The 21481-nt window shown below is 48.0% G+C and carries 14 protein-coding genes; 2 read left to right on the top strand and 12 right to left on the bottom strand.

The genetic code is table 11. The features are described from left to right. Positions 1 to 49: 49 nt before the first annotated feature. The 3 genes from rpsB to dprA all read right to left on the bottom strand — a co-directional run bounded on the left by rpsB (position 50) and on the right by dprA (position 4209). Positions 50 to 781 carry a 30S ribosomal protein S2 gene (gene rpsB, locus H9X84_RS01905; protein ID WP_205132632.1) on the bottom strand — a complete coding sequence of 244 codons (732 nt, stop codon included), beginning with the start codon at positions 779 to 781 and terminating at the stop codon, positions 50 to 52. Positions 782 to 943: 162 nt separating this feature from the next. After that, positions 944 to 3094, bottom strand: a complete 2151-nt coding sequence (gene topA, locus H9X84_RS01900) for a type I DNA topoisomerase (protein WP_205132631.1) — start codon at positions 3092 to 3094, stop codon at positions 944 to 946. Positions 3095 to 3117: 23 nt separating this feature from the next. Beyond that, entirely contained in the window at positions 3118 to 4209 is a 1092-nt protein-coding gene (gene dprA, locus H9X84_RS01895) for a DNA-processing protein DprA (RefSeq protein WP_205132630.1), read from the bottom strand. Between the two features lie 199 nt (positions 4210 to 4408). Between dprA and H9X84_RS01890 the strand changes: the two genes are divergently transcribed. After that, positions 4409 to 5941: a YifB family Mg chelatase-like AAA ATPase gene (locus tag H9X84_RS01890; protein ID WP_205132629.1), complete on the top strand. Its 1533-nt coding sequence runs from the start codon at positions 4409 to 4411 to the stop codon at positions 5939 to 5941. 15 nt (positions 5942 to 5956) lie between these two features. Further along, positions 5957 to 6634, top strand: coding sequence for a YoaK family protein (locus tag H9X84_RS01885; RefSeq protein WP_243423487.1), 678 nt, complete (start codon positions 5957 to 5959; stop codon positions 6632 to 6634). A 49-nt stretch (positions 6635 to 6683) separates the two neighbouring features. Here the strand turns inward: H9X84_RS01885 and H9X84_RS01880 are convergent, their stop codons facing one another. From H9X84_RS01880 to H9X84_RS01840, 9 genes are all read right to left on the bottom strand, one after another. After that, positions 6684 to 7988 (bottom strand): acetyl-CoA hydrolase/transferase family protein, encoded by a 1305-nt coding sequence (locus H9X84_RS01880; RefSeq protein WP_205132628.1) that lies wholly within the window; start codon positions 7986 to 7988, stop codon positions 6684 to 6686. 327 nt (positions 7989 to 8315) lie between these two features. Then, positions 8316 to 11783, bottom strand: a complete 3468-nt coding sequence (locus H9X84_RS01875; RefSeq protein WP_205132627.1) for a pyruvate carboxylase — start codon at positions 11781 to 11783, stop codon at positions 8316 to 8318. A 148-nt stretch (positions 11784 to 11931) separates the two neighbouring features. Further along, the gene (gene radA / locus H9X84_RS01870) at positions 11932 to 13308 is read right to left on the bottom strand and encodes a DNA repair protein RadA (RefSeq protein ID WP_205132626.1); all 1377 of its coding nucleotides are present in this window, start codon (positions 13306 to 13308) and stop codon (positions 11932 to 11934) included. A gap of 92 nt (positions 13309 to 13400) precedes the next feature. Then, the gene (locus H9X84_RS01865) at positions 13401 to 13814 is read right to left on the bottom strand and encodes an endosialidase (protein ID WP_205132625.1); all 414 of its coding nucleotides are present in this window, start codon (positions 13812 to 13814) and stop codon (positions 13401 to 13403) included. A 153-nt stretch (positions 13815 to 13967) separates the two neighbouring features. Next, entirely contained in the window at positions 13968 to 16415 is a 2448-nt protein-coding gene (locus H9X84_RS01860) for an ATP-dependent Clp protease ATP-binding subunit (RefSeq protein WP_205132624.1), read from the bottom strand. Positions 16416 to 16568: 153 nt separating this feature from the next. Next, positions 16569 to 17231 carry an RluA family pseudouridine synthase gene (locus H9X84_RS01855; protein WP_205132623.1) on the bottom strand — a complete coding sequence of 221 codons (663 nt, stop codon included), beginning with the start codon at positions 17229 to 17231 and terminating at the stop codon, positions 16569 to 16571. Beyond that, positions 17228 to 19285: a glycoside hydrolase family 13 protein gene (locus H9X84_RS01850; RefSeq protein ID WP_205132622.1), complete on the bottom strand. Its 2058-nt coding sequence runs from the start codon at positions 19283 to 19285 to the stop codon at positions 17228 to 17230. The genes H9X84_RS01855 and H9X84_RS01850 overlap by 4 nt, the downstream gene beginning before the upstream one ends. A gap of 317 nt (positions 19286 to 19602) precedes the next feature. Next, positions 19603 to 20136, bottom strand: a complete 534-nt coding sequence (locus tag H9X84_RS01845; protein ID WP_205132621.1) for a BofC C-terminal domain-containing protein — start codon at positions 20134 to 20136, stop codon at positions 19603 to 19605. Positions 20137 to 20184: 48 nt separating this feature from the next. Then, positions 20185 to 21417: a 6-phosphofructokinase gene (locus tag H9X84_RS01840; protein WP_205132620.1), complete on the bottom strand. Its 1233-nt coding sequence runs from the start codon at positions 21415 to 21417 to the stop codon at positions 20185 to 20187. Positions 21418 to 21481: the final 64 nt, after the last annotated feature.

The following is a 21481-nucleotide window of genomic DNA, read 5'->3' as shown; positions in this document are numbered from 1 at the left end:
AGCTTCAGCCCGTTAATCCGGCTGAAGCTCGGGCAAGTCAGTGTATAAATTATTCTGCTGCTACTGCTTCTTCAGCAACTTCTTCTGCTGCTTCCTGTTCCCCCTGTTTGGATTCCAGAACTGCGTCAGCAACCTTGGAAGCAATCAGTTTTACGGCACGGATCGCATCATCGTTACCGGGGATTACATAATCGATTTCATCGGGATCGCAGTTTGTATCAACGATCGCAACGATGGGAATACCCAGTGTATGTGCTTCCTGAACAGCGATTTTTTCTTTTCTGGTATCAACAACGAACATCATATCGGGAACCTTTTTCATGTTCTTGATACCGCCCAGGTTCTTTTCCAGCTTTTCCATTTCGTGCATCAAAGCTGCAACTTCCTTTTTGGGCAGAACTTCGAAAATGCCGTCTTCCTGCATTTTTTCCAGTTCTTTCAGTCTTGCGATTCTTGTTTTGATTGTGCTGAAGTTTGTCAGCATACCGCCCAGCCATCTCTGGTTTACATAGTACATGCCGCATCTTTCAGCTTCTTCTTTGATGCATTCCTGTGCCTGTTTCTTTGTACCTACGAACAGGATCTCGCCACCGTCTGCTACCATATTGCAGATTTCAGCATAAGCTTCGTCTACTTTTTTCACGGTTTTCTGCAGGTCGATGATGTAGATACCGTTTCTTTCTGCGAAGATGTATTCTGCCATTTTAGGGTTCCATCTTCTTGTCTGGTGACCAAAATGTACACCTGCTTCTAACAACTGTTTCATTGAAATTACGCTCATAGCGCACCTCCTGTGGTTTGTCCTCCGCATTCTCCCCCGTGTCACCGATCACATCGGCACCAGACACAGGGCAACAAATGCGTGTGTTTTTAAGTTACCTATGGGATTATAGCATATCCTCAGAAAAAAAACAACTGAAACTTCCTATTTTTTTTATTTTTTTCATAAGATTTCGCTGTTTTCCTCTTCTTTTTCTTCCTCAGCCTCTCTGATATAGCCGCACTTCTCATTGGAACAGACAATCTTAGGGTTTTTCTTGCCCTTTTCCTCCAGGAAACTGCCGCATTTGGGACATTTTTCTCCGGTGGGCTTGTTCCAGGACATAAAGGAACATTCGGGATTATTTTCACATCCGTAGTATGTCCGGCCCTTTTTGGTCTTTTTGATGAGTACCTTTCCGCCGCACTCCGGACAGCTTACGCCCGCTTCCTCAAAGAAGGGCTTCGCGTTCTGACATTCCGGGAATCCGGGACAAGCCAGGAATTTCCCGTATCTGCCATATTTGATGACCATATTCCGGCCGCATTTTTCACAGATAATATCCGTAACCTCGTCTTTGATTTCAACTTTCGCCAGCTTTTCTACGGCGTTCTCCACCGCCTCATGGAACTCGGGATAAAAATCACGGATGACCTGCTTCCACTCTTCTTTCCCCATTTCCACTTCGTCCAGACGCTCCTCCATATGTGCGGTGAAGTCTATATCCACAATATCCTTGAAATAGGTTTTCATAATTTCATTGACCGTTTCTCCCAGTTCTGTGGGATACAGATTTTTGGCCTCTTTCGTCACATAATTTCTGGCCTGGATAATGGTCAGGGTAGGCGCGTAGGTGCTTGGTCTGCCGACACCGATCTCTTCCAGCGTCTTAATGAGAGATGCATCGGTAAATCTGGCAGGAGGCTGGGTAAAATGCTGTTCCGGCAAAATCTCAGCCGCTTTCAGCATATCTCCCTCCCGAAGTTCAGGAATCTGCATCTGTGCCTCTTCCTCTCCTTTATTATAGACTTCCAGAAAGCCCTTGAACGCCAGTCTGGAACCAGAAGCACGGAAGGAGTATTCCCCTGCCGCCATTTTAACCTGCAATGTATCATACACTGCGGGACTCATCTGGCTGGCTACAAATCTCTCCCAGATCAGTTTATAAAGTTTGTACTGATCCTTGGTAAGAGACTCCTTAATGCTGTCCGGTGTCCGGAACACATTGGTAGGACGAATGGCTTCGTGGGCATCCTGTGTTTTTCCTTTGGATTTATACTGTATTCTTTCGGGATTGACATTTTCCTTCCCGTAAGTTTCCGTAATAAAATCCACCGCCGCTTCATAAGCCTCGTCAGAAATACGGAAACTGTCTGTACGAATATAGGAAACCAGACCTACATTGCCTTCGCCTTTGACATGGATACCTTCATACAGCTGCTGCGCAATCATCATGGTCTTCTGGGTTGCCATATTCAGATGCTTGCTGGCTTCCTGCTGCATGGTACTGGTGGTAAAAGGCGCCACCGGCTTTTTCTGTCTGGTTCCTTTTTTCACTTCTGTGACTGCAAACTTTGCTTTTTCCAGACCTTTCAGCACCTGCTGCACCGTTTCCTCATTGGGCAGCTCCATTTTTTCCTCGCCCTTGCCATAAAATCTGGCTTCAAAGGTCTTTTTCTGATCGTTTTCCATTTTGGCGCCAATGGTCCAATACTCCTCCGGAATAAAATCCCGGATTTCTTCCTCTCGGTCACAGACGATCCGCAGAGCAACAGACTGTACACGGCCGGCGCTGAGACCCTTCTTTACCTTCTTCCACAGAAGGTCACTGATGGTATAACCCACCATTCTATCCAGCACACGTCTGGCCTGCTGGGCATCTACCAGATCCATGTCAATATCTCTGGCCTCTGTAATAGAGCGTTTTACCGCCGCCTTTGTGATTTCATTAAATGTAATTCTGCTGACAGGTTTATCCTCTCCCAGATTCAAAGCGTGAAGCAGATGCCAGCTGATGGCTTCCCCCTCACGGTCCGGGTCAGTTGCCAGATAAACTTTATCGGCGCTTTTGGCGTCCTTTTTTAGTTTGCTCAAAAGATCGCCCTTGCCTCGAATCGTAATATACTTCGGTTCAAAATCATGCTCGATGTCTATGCCCATCTGACTTTTGGGCAAGTCCCGGATGTGGCCCATAGACGCCTCGATTTTATAACTGCTGCCCAGAAATTTGCCGATGGTATTGGCCTTTGCGGGAGATTCCACAATAACCAGATACTTTTTGGAGGCAGATTTCTTAGGCGTTTTTTTCGTTTTTGCCGTTTCTGTTTTCGTCATAATTCACCCCATGTTCTGATGATCTACTGCCGGATATATCCTGCCTGACGCAGCTTCTGGATATGTCCGGAAATCTCTAAAAGAGATAGCATATACTGTACATCCTGTATGTTCCGTTCCAGCTTTCGTCCGATCTCTTCCGCTGTGATCGGTTCTGTCTCGGAAATCAGGCCGTAGATTTCCTGTTCCTCCGGCGAAAGATTCGCCGCTACTTTTTTTCTGAATTTTTCTTTTTCGCCTTCTTTATAAGAAATGCCCAGTTCAAATAAAATATCACCGGATTCTGTAATAGCAGGACAGCCCTGCTTCAGCAGGTTATTGGTCCCCTCGCTCAGGGCACTGGTCACATTTCCCGGCACCACAAATACATCCCGTCCATTTTCCAGAGCCAGATCCGCCGTAATCAGGGTACCGCTCTTTTTGCCAGCTTCCACTACCACAATCATTTTGCATAGACCCGCTATGATTCGATTGCGATACGGAAAGTGGTACGGAATCGCCGGTGTCTGCGGTGGATACTCAGATATGACGCATCCATTATCCATAATGCGCTCCATCAGTTCCCGGTTCTCTGCCGGATAACATACATCCACACCACAGCCCAAAACAGCAATGGTCCTTCCTCCGCCGTCCATAATCCCTTTGTGTCCCATGGAATCTACGCCGCGGGCCATACCACTGACAACGATTACATTGGTTCTGCCCAGTTCCTTCGTCATACGGTAAGCCACCGATGCGCCGTACTGGGAACAGCGTCTTGCACCGATAACACCGACTTTATCAATCTCGTCCTCCGGCAGTGTGCCTTTGACATAAATACCGAAAGGAGGATTGTGAATCTCTTTCAGCAAAGAGGGATACTCCGGATGATACAGAGAATAAAATCTGATTTCCTTCTCCTCTAACTCCCCGATCCATTCATCCAGCTGTGTCCCATCTCTGTTCGCAAGCAAAGTATCTGCCAATTTGGGAGAAATATACGGACAAGCCCTTAATTTTTCCGGTCTGGCACGCCAGATCTCTTCCGCCGAACCAAAATAAGAAATCAGAGAACGGGCTTTGTTCCCCTGATGCACCATAAAGCGGGAAAGCCACATCAAGTAATATTCTTCCATAAGACACCTCCGCCTGCCTTTGAGTTACGAAATCTACTATATATGCTTTCTTCTCAAAATTCAATGATTTTTTTTGAAATTTTTGATATTTTTGTGAATTCACCCCTATTATATAGTAGAAATCCCTAAAATAGATTGCACCGATTCGTAAATATTGATATGATAAATAAGAAAAAATTTCGAAAAAGAAGGTGACAAGATGCTGGCCATTGTAAACAGTTCAGCTCTTATGGGAATAGATGGGTATCATGTCAATGTAGAGGTAGACCTAAGCAGCGGTCTGCCTGCCTTTGATATTGTGGGTCTGCCCGATTCCGCCGTAAAGGAATCCCGGGAACGTGTTCGCACCGCCATCCGCAATTCCGGTTTTTCCTTCCCTGTTAAACGCATCACCGTTAATCTGGCTCCCGCAGACACAAGAAAGGAAGGTGCATCCTTTGACCTTCCTATTGCGGCAGGGATTCTGGCCTGCTGTGAAATCCTTCCTGTCTCTGCGCTGGAAGGTATTCTTTTTGCCGGAGAGCTTTCTCTGGACGGTTCTCTGCGGCCTGTCAACGGGATTTTGCCTATGGTCTATGGCGCCCTGCAAGAGGGCATACAAAAATGTATCGTCCCCTTTGAAAACGCGGAAGAAGCGGCTCTGGTAGAAGGCATGGAAGTTTACGCGATCCACAGTCTCCGGCAGATGGTATCCTTTCTGACAGGAAAAGAAACGCTGTCTCCCGTTTCGTTAGATCTTCAGGCTCTTTATGAGGAAAGCGGCGGAGATCCTCTTCTGGATTTTTCTCATGTAAAGGGGCAGGAAAACGCCAAACGTGCCATGGAGCTGGCAGCAGCAGGCGGACACAATATCCTCATGATCGGACCACCCGGCTCCGGCAAAACCATGCTGGCAAAGCGGTTCCCCACGATACTGCCGGATCTTTCCTTTGCCGAAAGCATCGAGATCACAAAAATTTACAGCGTAGCGGGCCTGTTAAAAAACAAAAACGTGCTGATTCATCACCGGCCTTTTCGTTCGCCCCACCATACCATTTCCGCTTCCGCTCTTACCGGCGGCGGCAGAGTTCCCAAGCCGGGAGAAATTTCTCTGGCACACAACGGCGTGCTCTTTTTGGACGAACTCCCGGAATTTCAGAGAACGGCTTTGGAAGTCATGCGGCAGCCTATGGAAGACCGAAAAGTCACTATTGCCCGTGTCAACGGCACTCTGACCTTCCCTTCCGATTTTATGCTGGTGGCGGCCATGAATCCCTGCCCCTGCGGCTATCTGGGCACAGGGGACAAATGTCGCTGTACCACAGCGGAAATTGCCAAATACCAGGGGAAAATCAGCGGACCTTTGCTGGATCGTATCGACCTGATGGTAGAAATGCCCGCCGTAGGTTATGAGGATCTGGAAAACGCCCCTCAGGGCGAGACCTCCGCACAAATACGGGAACGTGTGGTTCGAGCACATAAAATACAGCTGGAACGATATAAAGACGAAGGGATTTTCTTTAACGCTCAGTTAAATGCCGCGCAGATAGACTCTTATTGCCAACTGGGAGAGATGGAACGAGAGCTGTTGAAAAAAGCCTTCGATACCATGGATCTTAGCGCCAGAGCCTACCATAAAATACTAAAGGTTGCCCGTACGGCGGCAGATCTGGACGGCGGCGGGCCAATTACGGTGCGTCATTTAGCGGAAGTCCTTCAATACCGGGCACTGGACCGAAAATACCTGATGTAACGGAGGAAATATCTTATGCCAATACATACCAATCAAATGTCCGATTCCTTCCGTCTTGGTGCCATGCTGGCAGTGGTAGGCGGATTTTTGGACGCCTATACTTATCTGGCCAGAGGACAGGTCTTTGCCAATGCCCAGACAGGCAATATCGTCCTTTTGGGTGTGCGCCTTTCCGAGGGAGACTGGAGAAAAGCCCTGTTTTATCTGGTGCCAATATTTGCCTTTGTTCTCGGTGTATTTACAGGAGAATGGATTCACCGCTGGGAAGAAGGCCGTTTGGCCCTCCACTGGCGGCAGCTGGTACTTTTGCTGGAAATCGTCTGTCTGGTGGTAGTACTGCTTTTGCCATTGGGTTCTGCCGACGCCATCGCCAACGCTTTGGTTTCCTTTATTTGCTCTTTGCAGGTACAGAGTTTTCGTAAGGTCCACGGTATGCCCTTTGCTACTACCATGTGTACCGGCAATCTGCGCAGCGGCACAGAGCATCTGGTTCGTTTTTTGGAAACCAGAGACAAAACTCGTTGGGAGAAAGCTTTGCACTATTACGGCATCATCCTTTTCTTTATTCTGGGCGCCGGTCTGGGCGCCGTTGGAACGAAGCTGCGAGGCAGTCTCGCTCTTCTCTTCTGCATTTTGCTGTTGGTGATTGCCTTTTTCATGCTGTTTGTAAAAGAAAAACCATTAGAAAGCTGAATCATGAAAAAACAGCCGTCCGGATATTTGCCGGACGGCTGTTTTCTCTTTAACGCAATTTTTCATGAAATCTTCTTGCGTATTCTTCTTTCAGTTCTTCCCGGAAATCCGGATGGGCAATGGCAATCAATTCTTTTGCCCGTTCCCGCAGCGTCTTTCCCCAAAGCTGGGCTATACCATATTCTGTAACTACGTAATTGATTTCCGCTCTTCCCGTGGTTACCACGGCTCCGTGATCCAGAAAAGGCACGATTTTGGAAATGGTTCCTTTCGCCGCCGTAGAGGGCAGTGCCATGATGGCACGGCCGCCCTTGCTCATATTAGCGCCCCGGATAAAATCCACCTGACCGCCTACACCGCTGAACTGCATCCCTTTGACTACTTCCGCGTTGGCCTGTCCCATCAGGTCTACCTGAATACAGGAATTGATAGAGACCACATTATCGTTTTGGGAAATAATATTAGGGTGGTTCACATACTGGACGGGATGAAGCTCAAAGGCCGGGTTATCATCCAGAAAATCATAGAGCTTTCTCGTGCCTGCCGCAAAAGTGGCGATACTTTTTCCCTTATTGATCTTTTTTCGTTTATTATTGATATTCCCGGCTTTTATCAGATCCACAACACCATCCGCCGCCATTTCCGTATGAAGGCCCAGATCTTCTTTTTCCGTCAGAAAAGTCACCACTGCATCCGGAATACCGCCGATCCCCAGCTGAAGCGTATCTCCGTCTTTCACAAGAGAGGCACAGTATTGGCCAATCTTACGCTCTACCTCCGTAATTTTTGCCGGGGACAGCTCCGGAATAGGCCGATCCGCCTCCACCAGATAATCAATTTCGGATACATGGATAAAGCTGTTACCCATAACTCTGGGCAAAGAGGGATTCACCTGCGCAATAACGATTTTCGCGTCATCCTTCAATTCCGGCAAATGGTCAATCCCCATTCCCATGGAACAATATCCATGCTTGTCCGGCGGTGTAACAGAAATCAACAGAACATCCAGACCGCCTCTGGCACGCAGCATTTCCGGATACTGATGGAAATAACAGGGAAGATATTCTCCTCTGCCTTCCGCCACGCCTTTTCTGGTAGAGCCTCCCAAAAAGATGCCATGAAAGCGGATATGTTCCTCCATCCCCGGCACCATATAACCGGCATCGCCCAGAGACAGCAAAAAATACAGACTTACGCCCCTATAACGCTCCTTCTGGCGCACCATTTCCTCCAATAACGCAAAGGGTTCCGAACCTACATGGGCCACAGAGACACGATCTCCTGATTTGATATGAGCCACAGCCTCCGCCACTGATACCAATCGTTCCTGATATATACTTTTCCAGTCTTTCATCCGTTCCACACCTTTCCCCTTTCTTTGTTTTTAGTATAGCACGAGTTCTCCTTTGGATACAATACACGTATTTCTTTTTTCCGAGATTCTCCTCCTATAAATAAAAAGGAACGTATAGAAGCATTTTCACCAGAAAGCAAAAATTGCCGGAATCCCTCTAAATACAAGGGAATCCAGCAATTCTTTTCTGATAGAAACTATTTTCTTAGGAAGATAGTCATTTGCAATCCCCTTGAGAAAACACATATTTTTCAAGGGGAGCCTGCTTTATCTTTACTTTTTGATATGCCTTTTACAGAACATTGTATTTCACAATGCTTTTCGGAATTATTCCTCACCCTGTACAAAGGAAACCAACAGATCGCCCTGGCTGACTTTTTCGCCTTCCACCGCATAAATCTTGTCGATCTTGCCGTCTTCCTTGGCTACGATGGAGGTTTCCATCTTCATAGCCTCGATGGTCAGCAGCGCCTGGTTCTTCTTGACTTCCTCGCCCTCTTTTACCATGATCTTGCTGATGGTACCAGGGATGGAGGAACCCAGATGGAAAGGATTGTTCTTATCCGCTTTCAGCTTACCGTCACTCTTAACTTCCAGATGTTTATCCAGAACCTTGACTTCACGCATTACGCCGTTGATCTCAAAGGTCAAAGCACGGAAACCATTCTGATCCGGTTCGGACATGTCGATAAATTTGATGATGATATCTTTACCTTCGCCGATTTCAATGGAAGTTTCCTCACCTTTAGCCAGACCAAAGAAGTAAACATCGCTGGTCAGTTTGGATACGTCTGTGTAGTATTCCCAATGGTCGCAGTAATCGTCATACACCTTAGGATACAGGGCATAGCTGATGACATTTCTGGAGTTTACACTCTTCATAACATGTTTTTCTTTCAGATGCTTGCCGATGGCTTCAAAATCCGCAGGAGGCAGCAGCGCACCTGCTCTACCATCGATGGGTTTTCTGCCCTTCAGCACGATCTCCTGCAGTTCCTTGGGGAAACCGCCTTCCGGCTGACCGATGTTGCCGATAAAGTAATCCACAACAGATTCAGGATAGGAAATATCTCTGCCTTCTGTCAGGATGTTGTCTTTATTCAGGCCGTTCTTGGACATAAAAATGGCCATATCACCTACTACCTTGGAAGAAGGTGTTACCTTTACAATGTTGCCCAAAAGCTCGTTGGCTTCTTTATACAGGTGTTTGATCTCCTCGAAGTTATCCGCGGAGCCCATGGATTTTACCTGTGCCAGCAGGTTGGAATACTGACCGCCGGGAATTTCATATTTGTAGATTTCTGTGTTGGGTGTCTTCATTTCGCTTTCAAAGCCAGTGAAGATCTGACGAACGCCCTGATAGTAGTGGCTCAGTTCTACCAGCTGATCGGGGTCCAGACCGGTATCTCTTTCTGTGCCGCGCAGTGCTTCCACAACAGCGTTCATGGAAGGCTGGCTGGTCAGGGAGCTCATGGACTGGATTGCCAGGTCGGCAATATCTACCCCTGCTTCCGCAGCCATCAGCACGGTGCTGACACCGTTGCCTGTGGTATCGTGAGTATGCAGGTGCAGAGGAATATGCAGTTCTTCCTTCAGGGCCTTAAACAGCTCCTTGGCAGCGTAAGGTTTCAACAGACCTGCCATATCCTTGATGGCAAAAATGTGGCAGCCCATTGCTTCCAGTTCTTTTGCCTTGCGGATATAGTAATCCAATGTATATTTTGTTTCCTTGGGGTCCAGAATATCGCCGGTATAGCAGATCGCGCCTTCTACGATCTTGCCTGTTTTCAGTGCTTCTTCTATGGGCATCTTCATGTTTTCCAGCCAGTTCAGGCTATCGAAGATACGGAAAACGTCAACGCCACGTTCCGCGGAAACTTTGATAAACTCTCTTACTACGTTATCCGGATAGTTTGCATAACCAACCGCGTTGGATGCACGCAGCAGCATCTGAATCAATGTATTGGGCATCGCCTGAGAAAGCTGCTGTAATCTTCTCCAAGGGGACTCTGTCAGGAAACGATACGCAACGTCGAAGGTAGCGCCGCCCCATGCCTCTACGGAGAAAGCATTTGCCATCGCCATATTGGTTGCAGGCGCTGCCACGATCAAGTCGTTGGTACGCAGACGTGTCGCCATCAGAGACTGGTGGGCATCACGCATGGTCGTATCTGTTACCAGCAGACGTTTTTCTTTCAGCAGGCTCTGTGTATATTCTGCCGCGCCCATACGCAGGAACTTGTCCTTCGCACCTTCCACCTGAATGATCTTTCCGTTTTCGTCCTGACCAAAGGAAGGTGGAACAATGGGATCGAATTCCGGTTTATGTCCTCTGGACTCGTTAACGATCTTGTTGCCAATAAATTCGGCGATCTTTGTCGCTCTGTCTTTGCCCAGTACGATATGGAACAGCTCCGGTGTTTTTTCGATAAAAGTTGTTGTGCATTTGCCCGCGTTCCATACATCGCTCTGCAATACGTTGATGAGGAAAGGAATGTTCGTTTTTACGCCACGGATTCTTGTTTCTTTAATGGCACGAACAGCTTTTCTTGTCACACCTTCAAAAGTCCTGTCATGAGCAATAATCTTTACCAGCAGGCTGTCATAGAACGGTGTAATTTCCGCGCCGGTATGGGCTGTGCCGCCGTCCAGACGGATACCGTTGCCGGCAGGAGAACGATATACGCTGATCTTGCCGGTATCCGGCAGGAAGTTGTTGGCAGGGTCCTCTGTGGTAACACGCAGCTGGATGGCATAGCCGTTGCAGGGGATCGCATCCTGAGAAGGAATGTTGATCTCAGGGGAATCCAGAGGATAGCCTTCTTCAATGAGGATCTGTGCCTGCACAATGTCGATGCCTGTTACTTCCTCCGTAACGGTATGTTCTACCTGGATACGAGGGTTCATTTCAATGAAATAGTAGTTCTCGTCGGCATCCACCAAAAATTCCAGTGTACCGGCGTTTTTATATCCTACATGCTTTGCCAGACGAACCGCGTCCGCAAAGATTTTTTCTCTGACAGAATCGCTTACGGTAAAGGCGGGAGCAAACTCCACTACCTTCTGATGACGGCGCTGTACGGAGCAGTCACGGTCATACAGATGTACCACGTTGCCGTATTTGTCTCCCAGCACCTGTACTTCGATATGTTTCGGATCGCGCAGATATTTTTCTACGAAAATCTTATCATCACCAAATGCTTTCTTTGCTTCGTTTCTTGCTTCCGCAAATTCCTTGGGCATTTCTTCCGCTGAATTTACGATACGCATACCACGGCCGCCGCCGCCGTTGCTGGCTTTCAGCATAACGGGATAGCCGACTCTTTCAGCAACCTCCATCACCTCATCCAGACTGCGGATCGCATGGTCTACGCCGGGAATGATGGGCACGTTACATTCAATGGCCATTTTTTTAGAGGAGATCTTGTCCCCCATGGCATACATAACATCCAGATTGGGGCCGATAAAAGCAATCCCCGCCTTGTTGCAGGCATCTACAAAATCCGGATTTTCGGACAAAAAGCCATAACCGGGATGGATGGCATCTACGCCCTTTGCCTTTGCAATGTTGATGATATTGCGGATATCCAGATATGCGTCAATGGGACCCTTTTCCGGATTCAGCATATATGCCTCATCTGTTTTTGTACGGAACAGAGAATATTTATCCTCTTTAGAGAAAATACCTACTGTCTGGATTCCCAGTTCATTCAGCGCACGGTAAACACGAATGGCAATTTCACCACGGTTGGCTACCAGCACCTTTTTAAATTTTTTAATTTCTGCCTTCTGCATCCTTCTCATACCTCCTTTTCTTTTATCCATCACTGTAAAACAGTCAATCTCCTAAATGCCTATTGTTTTATTATAATATAGGTTCTTCTATTCGTAAACTAAAAAAAATGCAAGAAATGATAGGAAAAGTGTATCAAACAACCAAAATTTACCTTTTTCCGGGAAAAATCAGTCTAATGACCTCCGATAAAGTACGACATTCCGCCACCCGGATATGGGCATATTCCACAGAAGGGGCCACATTCTGAGCTGTAACCACGCAGCTGTATCCCATACGATCCAATTCCCGGATTCTGCTTTCCAGTCCCGGCACTTTTTTCAATTCTCCCGTCAACCCCACATCAGCAATAAACGCCCAGTCCGGCGGAAGGGGTTTTTCCTTTGCGGAGGACAATATACTCATCAACACCGCCAGATTTGCCGCCTGCTCCTTCAGACGCAGCCCGCCGGTGGTTTTCACTACCACATCCTTATCGTGAAGCTGTATGCCGCCGCGCTGTTCCAGAATCGACAGCAGTGTATGAAGGGTTTCCCGCTTCATGCTTTCGCTGATTCGGGAAGGATAAGGAGAAAACGACCGGGAAACCAGACTTTCCACCTCCGCCACCACAGCTCTAGAACCTTCCCGCAGCACCGTAAGAGCACTGCCGGAAACAGCCTGTTCCCTGCTTCTTTTTGTTATAAAATAAAGAGACGGATTGTCGATAGATACCAGCCCCTTTTCAGTCATAGAGAAAAATCCCATCTCTCCTGTGCTGCCGAAACGATTTTTTGTCGCCGTCAGCCCCCGCAGCTCATCGGCTCCTTCTCCTTCCATGACCAGTACCGTATCCACCAGATGCTCCAGCGCCCGCAGTCCGGCGATTTCGTCGTTTTTGTTCATCTGCCCGATCATCAGTACCGCGCGGGGTGTTTTCTTATTTTTCGCACACTGAACCAATGCGGAGGCACATTCCATGGTCTGGGTAGGATTGCCCGCCCGGGCCGGATAATACTCTGCCAGCGCGAAGGTCTGTATACTGTCCAATATAATCAGATCCGCCTGGATTTCCTCTATGGCCGCCAGCACGGCATCCATAGAAGTATCTGCCAGAATCCAGATATTCTCCTCAATGATACCTAAAATACGGTCCGCTCTGCTCTTGATTTGCGTTTCGCTTTCCTCACCGGAAGCATACAGCACACGAAATCCCTGTTTTGCCGTCTCGCAGGCTGCCATCAGCGCCAGGGTGGATTTTCCTCCCCCGGGCGGAGAGGTCAAAATAGTAACAGAGTCCCGCACCATGCCGCCGCCCAGCACACGGTCAAATTCTGAGATCCCTGTGCATATCCGTGCATCTTCCCTGTTTTCAATCTGCGCCAGGCGGGAAAGCACCGGTTTATCCCGCAGGGCCGCCTTCTTCTGCCCTTTTATTTCTTTTTTCTCGGACAATGTATTCCATTCTCCACAATTCGGACATTTTCCCATCCATTTTGGAGATAAATAACCACATTCACTACATTCATATATGATTTTCTCTTTCAACGCTCCACCTCCTTCGATCCTATATAAAATAAAATGGATAAAACATTTTACGTTTTATCCATTTCGCAGTTCAACTTTTTCTATTCCGCCAATCAGCCGATCTTGCTGATCTTTACAGCGTACTCTTCCTTCTGCACTTCCAGACTGAACGTTACTTTGCCGGCCATATTGGTTTTCATCTTGCCCAGGTTCACGTCGTCCACCAGGATGCGGTATTCTGTTTCCGCCTCCAGTTCCAGTGTCATCTGAAGATCTTCCTTGGCCTCAACCACAAAGGAAACACCTTTTTCGCTCATCAGGAAATTATGTACGGTCGCACCGGGTACGACCTCCAGCAGCATTTTGCCGTTCTTTTCCAGTTTTGTGATTTCACGGAATGTTTTCACTTTATACAGATCACCCTGGACCTCGAAATCCAGAACTTTTTTCTTTTCATCCATCAGATAGTTGCCGAAGCTGATACTGCCGTCATCTTCTTTTCTGATCAATTCTTCAATTACTGCCATTTTCGGTACCTCCCAATATACTCTTCTATACCTGTTTTTTTCGCCCTTTTGCAAAGACGTGATTGGTTGCCTTCTTAATCAGAGTCATTATATCACAAAACCCTCCGCAGGTATATACCAAAAATCGGTTTATTTCTGCAAATAAATCACAGCTTATTTCACAACCCGGAAGGAGAATCCGCCGGTCTTAAGACCAATGGAAACATGATCTCCGGCATGAAAAGCACCCTGAAGATATTCCTCGGCAAAGGCGTCCTCGATATGAGTCTGGATGGCCCGGCGAAGAGGTCTTGCTCCATAAGCTTTGTCGTATCCCGCTTCCGCGATCTTTTCCAGCGCCTTTTCCGTAAAGGTTACCTCGATGCCCATATTTTCCTGAATCCGTTTGGACAGACTCCGGCACATCAGTTTCACAATCTCCAGCAGATCCTCTTTTTCCAGAGAATGGAACACAATGGTATCATCGATACGGTTCAGAAATTCCGGCTTAAAGATCTGTTTTACTTCTTCCATCACGCTTTTTTTCATGAACTCATAGCTCTGTTCCGCTGTTTCCATGCTGGTAAAGCCCATGCGCTTTGGAGCGGCGATGCTTCTGGCGCCCGCGTTGGAAGTCATGATAATAACAGTGTTTTTAAAATCCACTTTCCTGCCCTGACCATCTGTAATATGGCCATCATCCAGTACCTGCAGCAGGACGTTGAACACTTCCGGAGAAGCCTTTTCGATTTCATCGAACAAAATTACGGAATAGGGATTCCGACGCACCTTCTCACTGAGCTGGCCACCCTCTTCATAGCCTACATAGCCCGGAGGAGACCCAATCATACGGGATACACTGTATTTTTCCATATATTCGGACATATCAATGCGGATCATGGCATTCTCGTCTCCGAACAAAGCTTCCGCCAGCGCCTTGGAAAGCTCTGTTTTCCCGACACCCGTCGGCCCCAGGAACAGGAAAGAACCAATGGGCCGATTGGGATCTTTCAACCCGACACGACCACGGCGCACGGCGCGCGCTACAGCTTTCACCGCTTCCTGCTGACCGATGACACGCTGATGCAGCACATCCTCCAAATGCAGCAGCCGCTGGCTTTCCTCCTGCCGCAGGCTTTGCAGAGGAATTCCCGTCCAGCGGGACACTACCTCAGCTACCTCTTCTCGGGTTACCATCTGATCGGCGCCGCTGTGTTTTTCTTCCCACTGTTTCTTGGCTTCTTTCAATTCCCCCCGCAGCTGATCCTGTACCCGTTTGATCTCCGCAGCTTTTTCAAACTCTTCCGTTTTGATGGATTCTTCTTTTTCCTTTTCCATCTCATCAATCTTTTTTTCCAGCTCTGCTACATCCGCCGGTGCCGTATAGGCTTTCAGCCGCAGACGGGATGCCGCTTCATCAATCAGATCAATGGCTTTATCGGGCAGAAAACGATCCGGCACATACCGGGCAGATAGCTTTACCGCCGCTTCGATGGCGTCGTCCGTAATGGTTACTTTATGATGAACCTCATATTTATCCCGCAGTGCCCGCAGCATTTCCACAGCGGCGCTTTCCTCCGGCTCCTCCACCTTTACCGGCTGGAATCGGCGTTCAAAGGCCGCGTCCTTTTCAATGTGCTTGCGATATTCTTCCACGGTAGTTGCCCCAATCAGCTGTATTTCCCCTCTCGCCAGAGAAGGCTTCAGGATATTGGAGGCGTCAATGGCCCCCTCCGCGGCGCCGGCTCCAATAATAGTATGGATCTCATCCACAAAGAGAATGATATTCCCATCGGCTTTGACCTCATCCAGCGCCTTTTTCATTCTTTCCTCAAATTCCCCGCGGTACTTGGAACCCGCCACCATAGCAGACAGATCCAGACTCACGATTTTTTTATTTTTCAGTGTATCGGGAATATTGCCCTCGGCGATCTTCTGGGCCAGCCCCTCCACAATGGCAGTCTTGCCTACACCGGGATCACCAATCAGACAGGGGTTATTTTTTGTGCGGCGGCTCAAAATCTGAATAATCCGCTCGATCTCATTATCTCTTCCCACAATGGGGTCAAATTTGTTTTTCTTTGCCAGCTCCGTCAGATTCCGGCTGAATTTATCCAATGTTTCCGTGGCGCTTTTTTCCTGCTGCTCCGACTGAGGATTCATGCCGTAGACATTATTTGTCTGGTTTTCTCCCTCGCCCAGCATCACCATGATATCATCATACAGCCGCTGGAGATTTACGCCCAATGCGGTCATAATCCTTACAGCAATATTATCATTTTCCCGGATCAAAGCGATCAGGATATGCTCCGTGCCGACATAGCCGGTCCCCATACGGAACGCCTCCTGCACACTGAACTCCACCACACGCTTTGCCCTCGGTGTAAAATCGGACGGAATGAAATATGACGTATTGCCAACGGTCATATTCTGAATTTTCTCCATAATCTGGTGATAAGTCACACCCTGCATTTCCAGCGCCTTGTAAGCAACGCTGTCATTGACCAGTGTCAGCCCCAGCAAAATATGTTCTGTACCGACGTATTTATTTCCCAGCTTCAAAGCGGCCTCCTGGGCTCTTTGAATGACTTCCTGCGCTTTTTTCGTATATTTTCCCTGCATAGATCTCACCAACCTTTACATTTTTGTTAGCCATTTCGCTTTGTGATTGCTAATCTTATCCTGAAAATAAAAGAACATCGCTGTTCTTTTATTCTGTCTTCTATCAAATCAATATTATAATACAAATCGCAGGAAAAAGCAAAGTATTCTTTTCTACATTTTTTCCAATATTTCCATAAAACGCGTGAAGGGGTCCTCTTCCGGAAACGCTTTCACACAAAGAGACCAGTTCTTTTCCAGTTTTCCCTCCATACCGCAGGACCAAAGGGCTATTTGGCCTCCCTGCGCCGTTTTCGGGGAAGGATGATACTTCCTGTCTCCCCAGATCGGCAATCCCCGACTGGAGGTCTGTACACGAATCTGGTGGTGCCGTCCTGTCATCAGATGGATACGCACCAGAGAAAGCCCTTCCTTCTCTCCCAGAACCTCGTAGGACAGCCGCGCCAGTTTTGCCCCCTTTTTGTCCTTGGAAACCACCTCCGACAAATTGGTACGGCCGTTTTTCCAGAGATAATCCTCCCAAAGGCCCTCTTTTTCCTGGGGCACACCGCAAAGCACCGCCAAATATGTTTTTTGCAGCTGACCGGCCGCCATGGCCTTGGCAACAGCCGCCTCTGCCCGAGGCGTTTTCGTCAGCAGCAGTACCCCGCCTACGGGCCGGTCCAGACGATGGGCCAGATGAACCTTGTGTCCGGTTTCTTCCTCCAGCGCCGTCAGAAGATCTTTGTCTCCCGTTTTATCAGGCTGCGCCGGCATCCCCGGCGGCTTCACCACCGCCATTATGCCTTTTTCATCATATAATATCCGAATTCTCATTCTTTCACTTCTTTCAAAAGCAGACCGCTTCTCGGTGGCATCGTTAAGCGCAAAATGCCGTTTTCTACCGTCAGAATCTTATCCTCGGGCAGCCGGTATCCCCTTTCGTCCGTTTCCATCAAAACACGCATCCCTGTAAAAAGAGATACCTCCATTTGCCAAAGCTCTACTTCCAGATATACTTCCGTTTCCAAATTATTGCAGAGTACCGCCATACGGCTTTCCTCATCAAACCTGCCATAGGCCAGAATCCCCTGCTGAGAAAGCAGCTTCTTCAAGGAACCCTCCCGCAGCACAGGATTTTCCTTCCGCAGAGAAATCAGCGCTCGATGGTAGTCTGTCAGCTCCTGATCCTCTCTGCCCCAGGGGAAGGTACGTCGGTTATCCGGGTCCGTCCAGCCGGTCAGCCCCGCTTCATCACCATAGTAAATCGTCGGCGCGCCGGGCCAGGTCATCTGTACCAGTACCGCCTCCCGCATCACCGGCATCTGAATGCCTTCCTCCATGGTATGACCAGTTTCTGTATGAAGTCTTCCCGTCTTTCCATTGGTTCTGGTAAGGAACCGGGAATGATCGTGATTGGAAAGCTCATTCATCGCCGTCTCTCTGGCCTGTACCGGTATTTTTCCCATTTGATAATCCATGGTGCCCCAGAAATAGTCGGCATTATTCAGCAGGTCTCCCCGATACTCGGTACTATGCTTATTCACGCCCGTAAAGAACCATGTCACAGGCTCCATAAAGGCATCGTAGTTCATAATGCTGTCCCACTGGTCGCCCTCCAGCCATCTGGCCGCATCGCCATAATGCTCCGCCAGAATCACTGCCTCCGGATTGGCTGTCTTTACCACGTTTCGGAATTCCTTCCAGAACTGATGGTTAAATTCTTCGGATTTTCCCAGATCCGCCGCCACATCCAAACGCCAGCCGTCAGCGCAGTAAGGCGGAGAAACCCATTTCTTTCCGATTTCCATGACCATTTCGCGCAGTCTGGTATTCTCATAATTCAGCTTGGGATGGTTTTCATAGCCCCACCAGCCCTCATAGGTGCCGTCAGGGTTCCAGTAAAAGAAATCGTGATAAGGGCTTTTCCTGCAATAAAAAGCGCCTTCTTTATCATGAAAATAAATCTTTTCCCGATCCAGCCATTTATGGAAGGCGCCGCAGTGATTGAATACCCCGTCCAGAATAACACGGATGCCATGGGCATGGGCTTTCTGAACCAATTCCGCAAAAAGTGCGTCACTTGCCTTCAGATTTTTGGGGTCGGTAGTACGGGCAATATATTTTTCCGCCCGGCTGTTTTTTTCGTTGCCATGAAGCAGTTTGCTTTCGTCCTTCAAAATCACGCCAAAGTGAGGATCTACATGACTGTAATCCTGCGTATCGTATTTATGACTGCTGGGAGAAACAAAAATCGGATTCAGGTAAATCACTTCTACCCCCAAAGAGGCCAGATATCCCAGCTTATCCATGACCCCCCGCAAATCGCCGCCATAGAAATTCCGAAAATCCTCATTTTCGGGTTTGGTATCCCATTTCTCGATACGTCTGACGATTTTTCCCAAATAACGGTATTCCCCGCTGACAACATCGTTGGTGGGGTCCCCGTTACAGAACCGGTCCACATAGATCTGATACATCACAGCGCCTTTGGCCCATTGAGGAGTATGAAAATCCCGGACAATGGAAAAAAGGCCGTCTCTTGGTTCTTCTTCTGTCACACCGTAACGGCTGTAAAAATATTCTTTTTCCATATGCTGAATGGAAAAGAAATACCACATCTGCTCCGCAGTCGGCGGAAGCAGTACACGGTAATAAGCAAACATGCCCTCTGTAAAAATCTTTTCCATCAAATATTTTTTATCGTTCATGCAAAGATACGCAGCCGCAGCCTGATTGGCGCCTACCCGCAGACGCACCTCAACAAAATCCTCTGCGGAAGGTTCCGCAGGTCTGCGATACCTTGGTGTTTCATCGCTGAATACGGCCTCCTTGCGGAAAACCGGATCATAGACCACTTTCTTTTTATTTATCAAATCAACATATGACATTTTTTCACCATCCTTGCGTTTCTCCATTATAATATGCCGGAAAAAAGCTGTCAAATGGGAATATCGCAATGAATCATCCGCATTTTTTCACAAAGGCCCCCACGTTTTTCACGCAAATGAAAATGAGCAACCTGCCGATGGCTGCTCATTTTCACAAAGAGAAGGTATTTCTTATTGGGATTGCGTTAACCGCAATGTGAAAATATTGGGGAGTTTTCACAGTTATGATTATAGCACGTGGGACGTTAAATGTCTAGCAATTTTTTACAGTCTTTTCAAAATCCACAAAAACAACAATTTTATCCATCTCTCTTTGTCTAACTTGTATAGTCTGATAATAATTTTGCCAGATTTTCCTCTCCATTTACACGGATTCCTTCCTGTAGCTGCTGCTGTTCCTCCAATGGCAAAGCGGTCACAGGGATATCCGTCTTTTCTGTCAGCGTTATTTGCTGTCCTTCCTTTTCACAATAAACGGCCAGATATCCTTCAAAGATCCCCAGCAGATAACTTTCTGTACTCACACCCTCCACGCTGCACCGCAGAATCACTTTCTCCGGCGAAAAATAGATCAGCTGCCAGCCCTGAAAAATACTTTCCAGCTGTCTTCGATCCAGTCCCACCAGATAATCCTGCGCCGGTTCTTTCTGTTCTTTTGTAATATCATCGTCGGTATAATAATATTGATAGACCATCTGCGTCTCTTTCTCTATTACAGTTTCTTTCGCCGCCGGCAGAATCTCCTCCGCCTCTGTCTGGGCAGGGGGCTGGGGCGCATAGGTATACCAAAATCCGAATGCCGCAAAGCACACGAAGACAAGAAAAGCCAAAAGTATGTCCCGAACTTTCATACGACCACCTCAGTGGGAGTATGGGCATCTTTTGGCTTTTTTATACATTTATTTCTCTTTGGGCAGATGGAAATGCACCGGCACGCCATGATGATAGGTGCAGGGCAGTTCTCCCTGAATCAAAGGCAGCAGATAATCCATCATTTCCTTTGTGATGTCATTTCCTTCTTCATTGATCCATTCCACTGGCACCTTCTTGCTTCTGCCCAGGATTTCCTCCACAGGAACCAAAAAGATCTCTGTTTCATAGGGCTCGTTGGCAACGCGGCGCAGGCAGACCATTTCGCCGGTCACGCCTTTTACGGCATAGGCAGCCGCTTCAAAGCCCAAACGTTTGGCTTCCTCTATATCTACCAGACTGGCTGCGTGAGACGCGCATCTTTGCATCAGATTCAATTCGATGCCTCGTACCTTGCATCCGATCTCCTGGCGGACAATTTCCTCCAGCCCCTGCGCGATGCCGCTGGCTACTTTATAGCCCAGATCCTCCTCTGCCTTTTCCTGAAGGATATCCACGATCCGAACGCCATTCTCGTCTCGCAGGCCTTCGCTGACCGCCACGATAACAGAACGCTTCTCCATCATTTTTTCCCTTATATCAAACAGGAACTGGTCAATGGAAAACGGTTTCTCGCAAAGATAGATCAGATCCGGCGCATCATCCTCATTGATTCGCGCCAGCGCAGCCGCTGCCGTCAGCCATCCGGCGTCATGCCCCATAATCTCTACAATGGTAATGGAAGGCAGCGCGTATACATTACAGTCGCAGGCAATTTCAGAAAAGGTAGTGCCGATATATTTTGCCGCGGAACCAAAACCGGGCGCGTGATCCGTCCCCTCCAGATCATTGTCTATGGTCTTAGGCGCGCCTACGATATTGATATCATAATGGTGATCCCGGCAGTACTGTGCCAGCTTGCCAACAGTATCCATAGAGTCTCCGCCACCGATAAACACAAAATAGCCGATATTATATTTTCGCAGTACAGCAATCACTTTTTCATATTCATAGGAATTTTCTTCCCATGGAGAAAGCTTCATACGGCAGGACCCCAATACAGAAGATGGCGTTTGACAAAGAAGCTGTCTTGCGTCAGCTTCCGCAAGAAGCTCGTTTAATTCCACCAGTCGCTCGGAAAGCAGCCCCATAATGCCGTTTCTTACACCATAAATCTTGTCGATCTCATCATTTGCCAGTCCCATTTCCACAACGCCGCACAATGTGGCATTGATCGCCGCAGATGGCCCCCCAGACTGCGCAACAAGCAAATTCTTTTTCATATATCGTCCGCCCTTCCCGCTTTACAGCAAATTAAACTGTTCTTTTTTCGTGTGTCGTAGTATC

The sequence above is a fragment of the Anaerotignum lactatifermentans genome (assembly GCF_016902535.1).
Taxonomy (GTDB): Bacteria; Bacillota; Clostridia; order Lachnospirales; family Anaerotignaceae; genus Anaerotignum; species Anaerotignum lactatifermentans_A.
This window is presented reverse-complemented; position numbering and strand designations above follow the sequence as displayed.

What these genes read in the sequence shown, in the direction of transcription:
- rpsB (WP_205132632.1), bottom strand. Translation starts at nt 781, where the DNA reads ATGAGCGTAATTTCAATGAAACAGTTGTTAGAAGCAGGTGTACATTTT.
- topA (WP_205132631.1), bottom strand. Translation starts at nt 3,094, where the DNA reads ATGACGAAAACAGAAACGGCAAAAACGAAAAAAACGCCTAAGAAATCT.
- dprA (WP_205132630.1), bottom strand. Translation starts at nt 4,209, where the DNA reads ATGGAAGAATATTACTTGATGTGGCTTTCCCGCTTTATGGTGCATCAG.
- H9X84_RS01890 (WP_205132629.1), top strand. Translation starts at nt 4,409, where the DNA reads ATGCTGGCCATTGTAAACAGTTCAGCTCTTATGGGAATAGATGGGTAT.
- H9X84_RS01885 (WP_243423487.1), top strand. Translation starts at nt 5,957, where the DNA reads ATGCCAATACATACCAATCAAATGTCCGATTCCTTCCGTCTTGGTGCC.
- H9X84_RS01880 (WP_205132628.1), bottom strand. Translation starts at nt 7,988, where the DNA reads ATGAAAGACTGGAAAAGTATATATCAGGAACGATTGGTATCAGTGGCG.
- H9X84_RS01875 (WP_205132627.1), bottom strand. Translation starts at nt 11,783, where the DNA reads ATGCAGAAGGCAGAAATTAAAAAATTTAAAAAGGTGCTGGTAGCCAAC.
- H9X84_RS01865 (WP_205132625.1), bottom strand. Translation starts at nt 13,814, where the DNA reads ATGGCAGTAATTGAAGAATTGATCAGAAAAGAAGATGACGGCAGTATC.
- H9X84_RS01860 (WP_205132624.1), bottom strand. Translation starts at nt 16,415, where the DNA reads ATGCAGGGAAAATATACGAAAAAAGCGCAGGAAGTCATTCAAAGAGCC.
- H9X84_RS01855 (WP_205132623.1), bottom strand. Translation starts at nt 17,231, where the DNA reads ATGAGAATTCGGATATTATATGATGAAAAAGGCATAATGGCGGTGGTG.
- H9X84_RS01850 (WP_205132622.1), bottom strand. Translation starts at nt 19,285, where the DNA reads ATGTCATATGTTGATTTGATAAATAAAAAGAAAGTGGTCTATGATCCG.
- H9X84_RS01845 (WP_205132621.1), bottom strand. Translation starts at nt 20,136, where the DNA reads ATGAAAGTTCGGGACATACTTTTGGCTTTTCTTGTCTTCGTGTGCTTT.
- H9X84_RS01840 (WP_205132620.1), bottom strand. Translation starts at nt 21,417, where the DNA reads ATGAAAAAGAATTTGCTTGTTGCGCAGTCTGGGGGGCCATCTGCGGCG.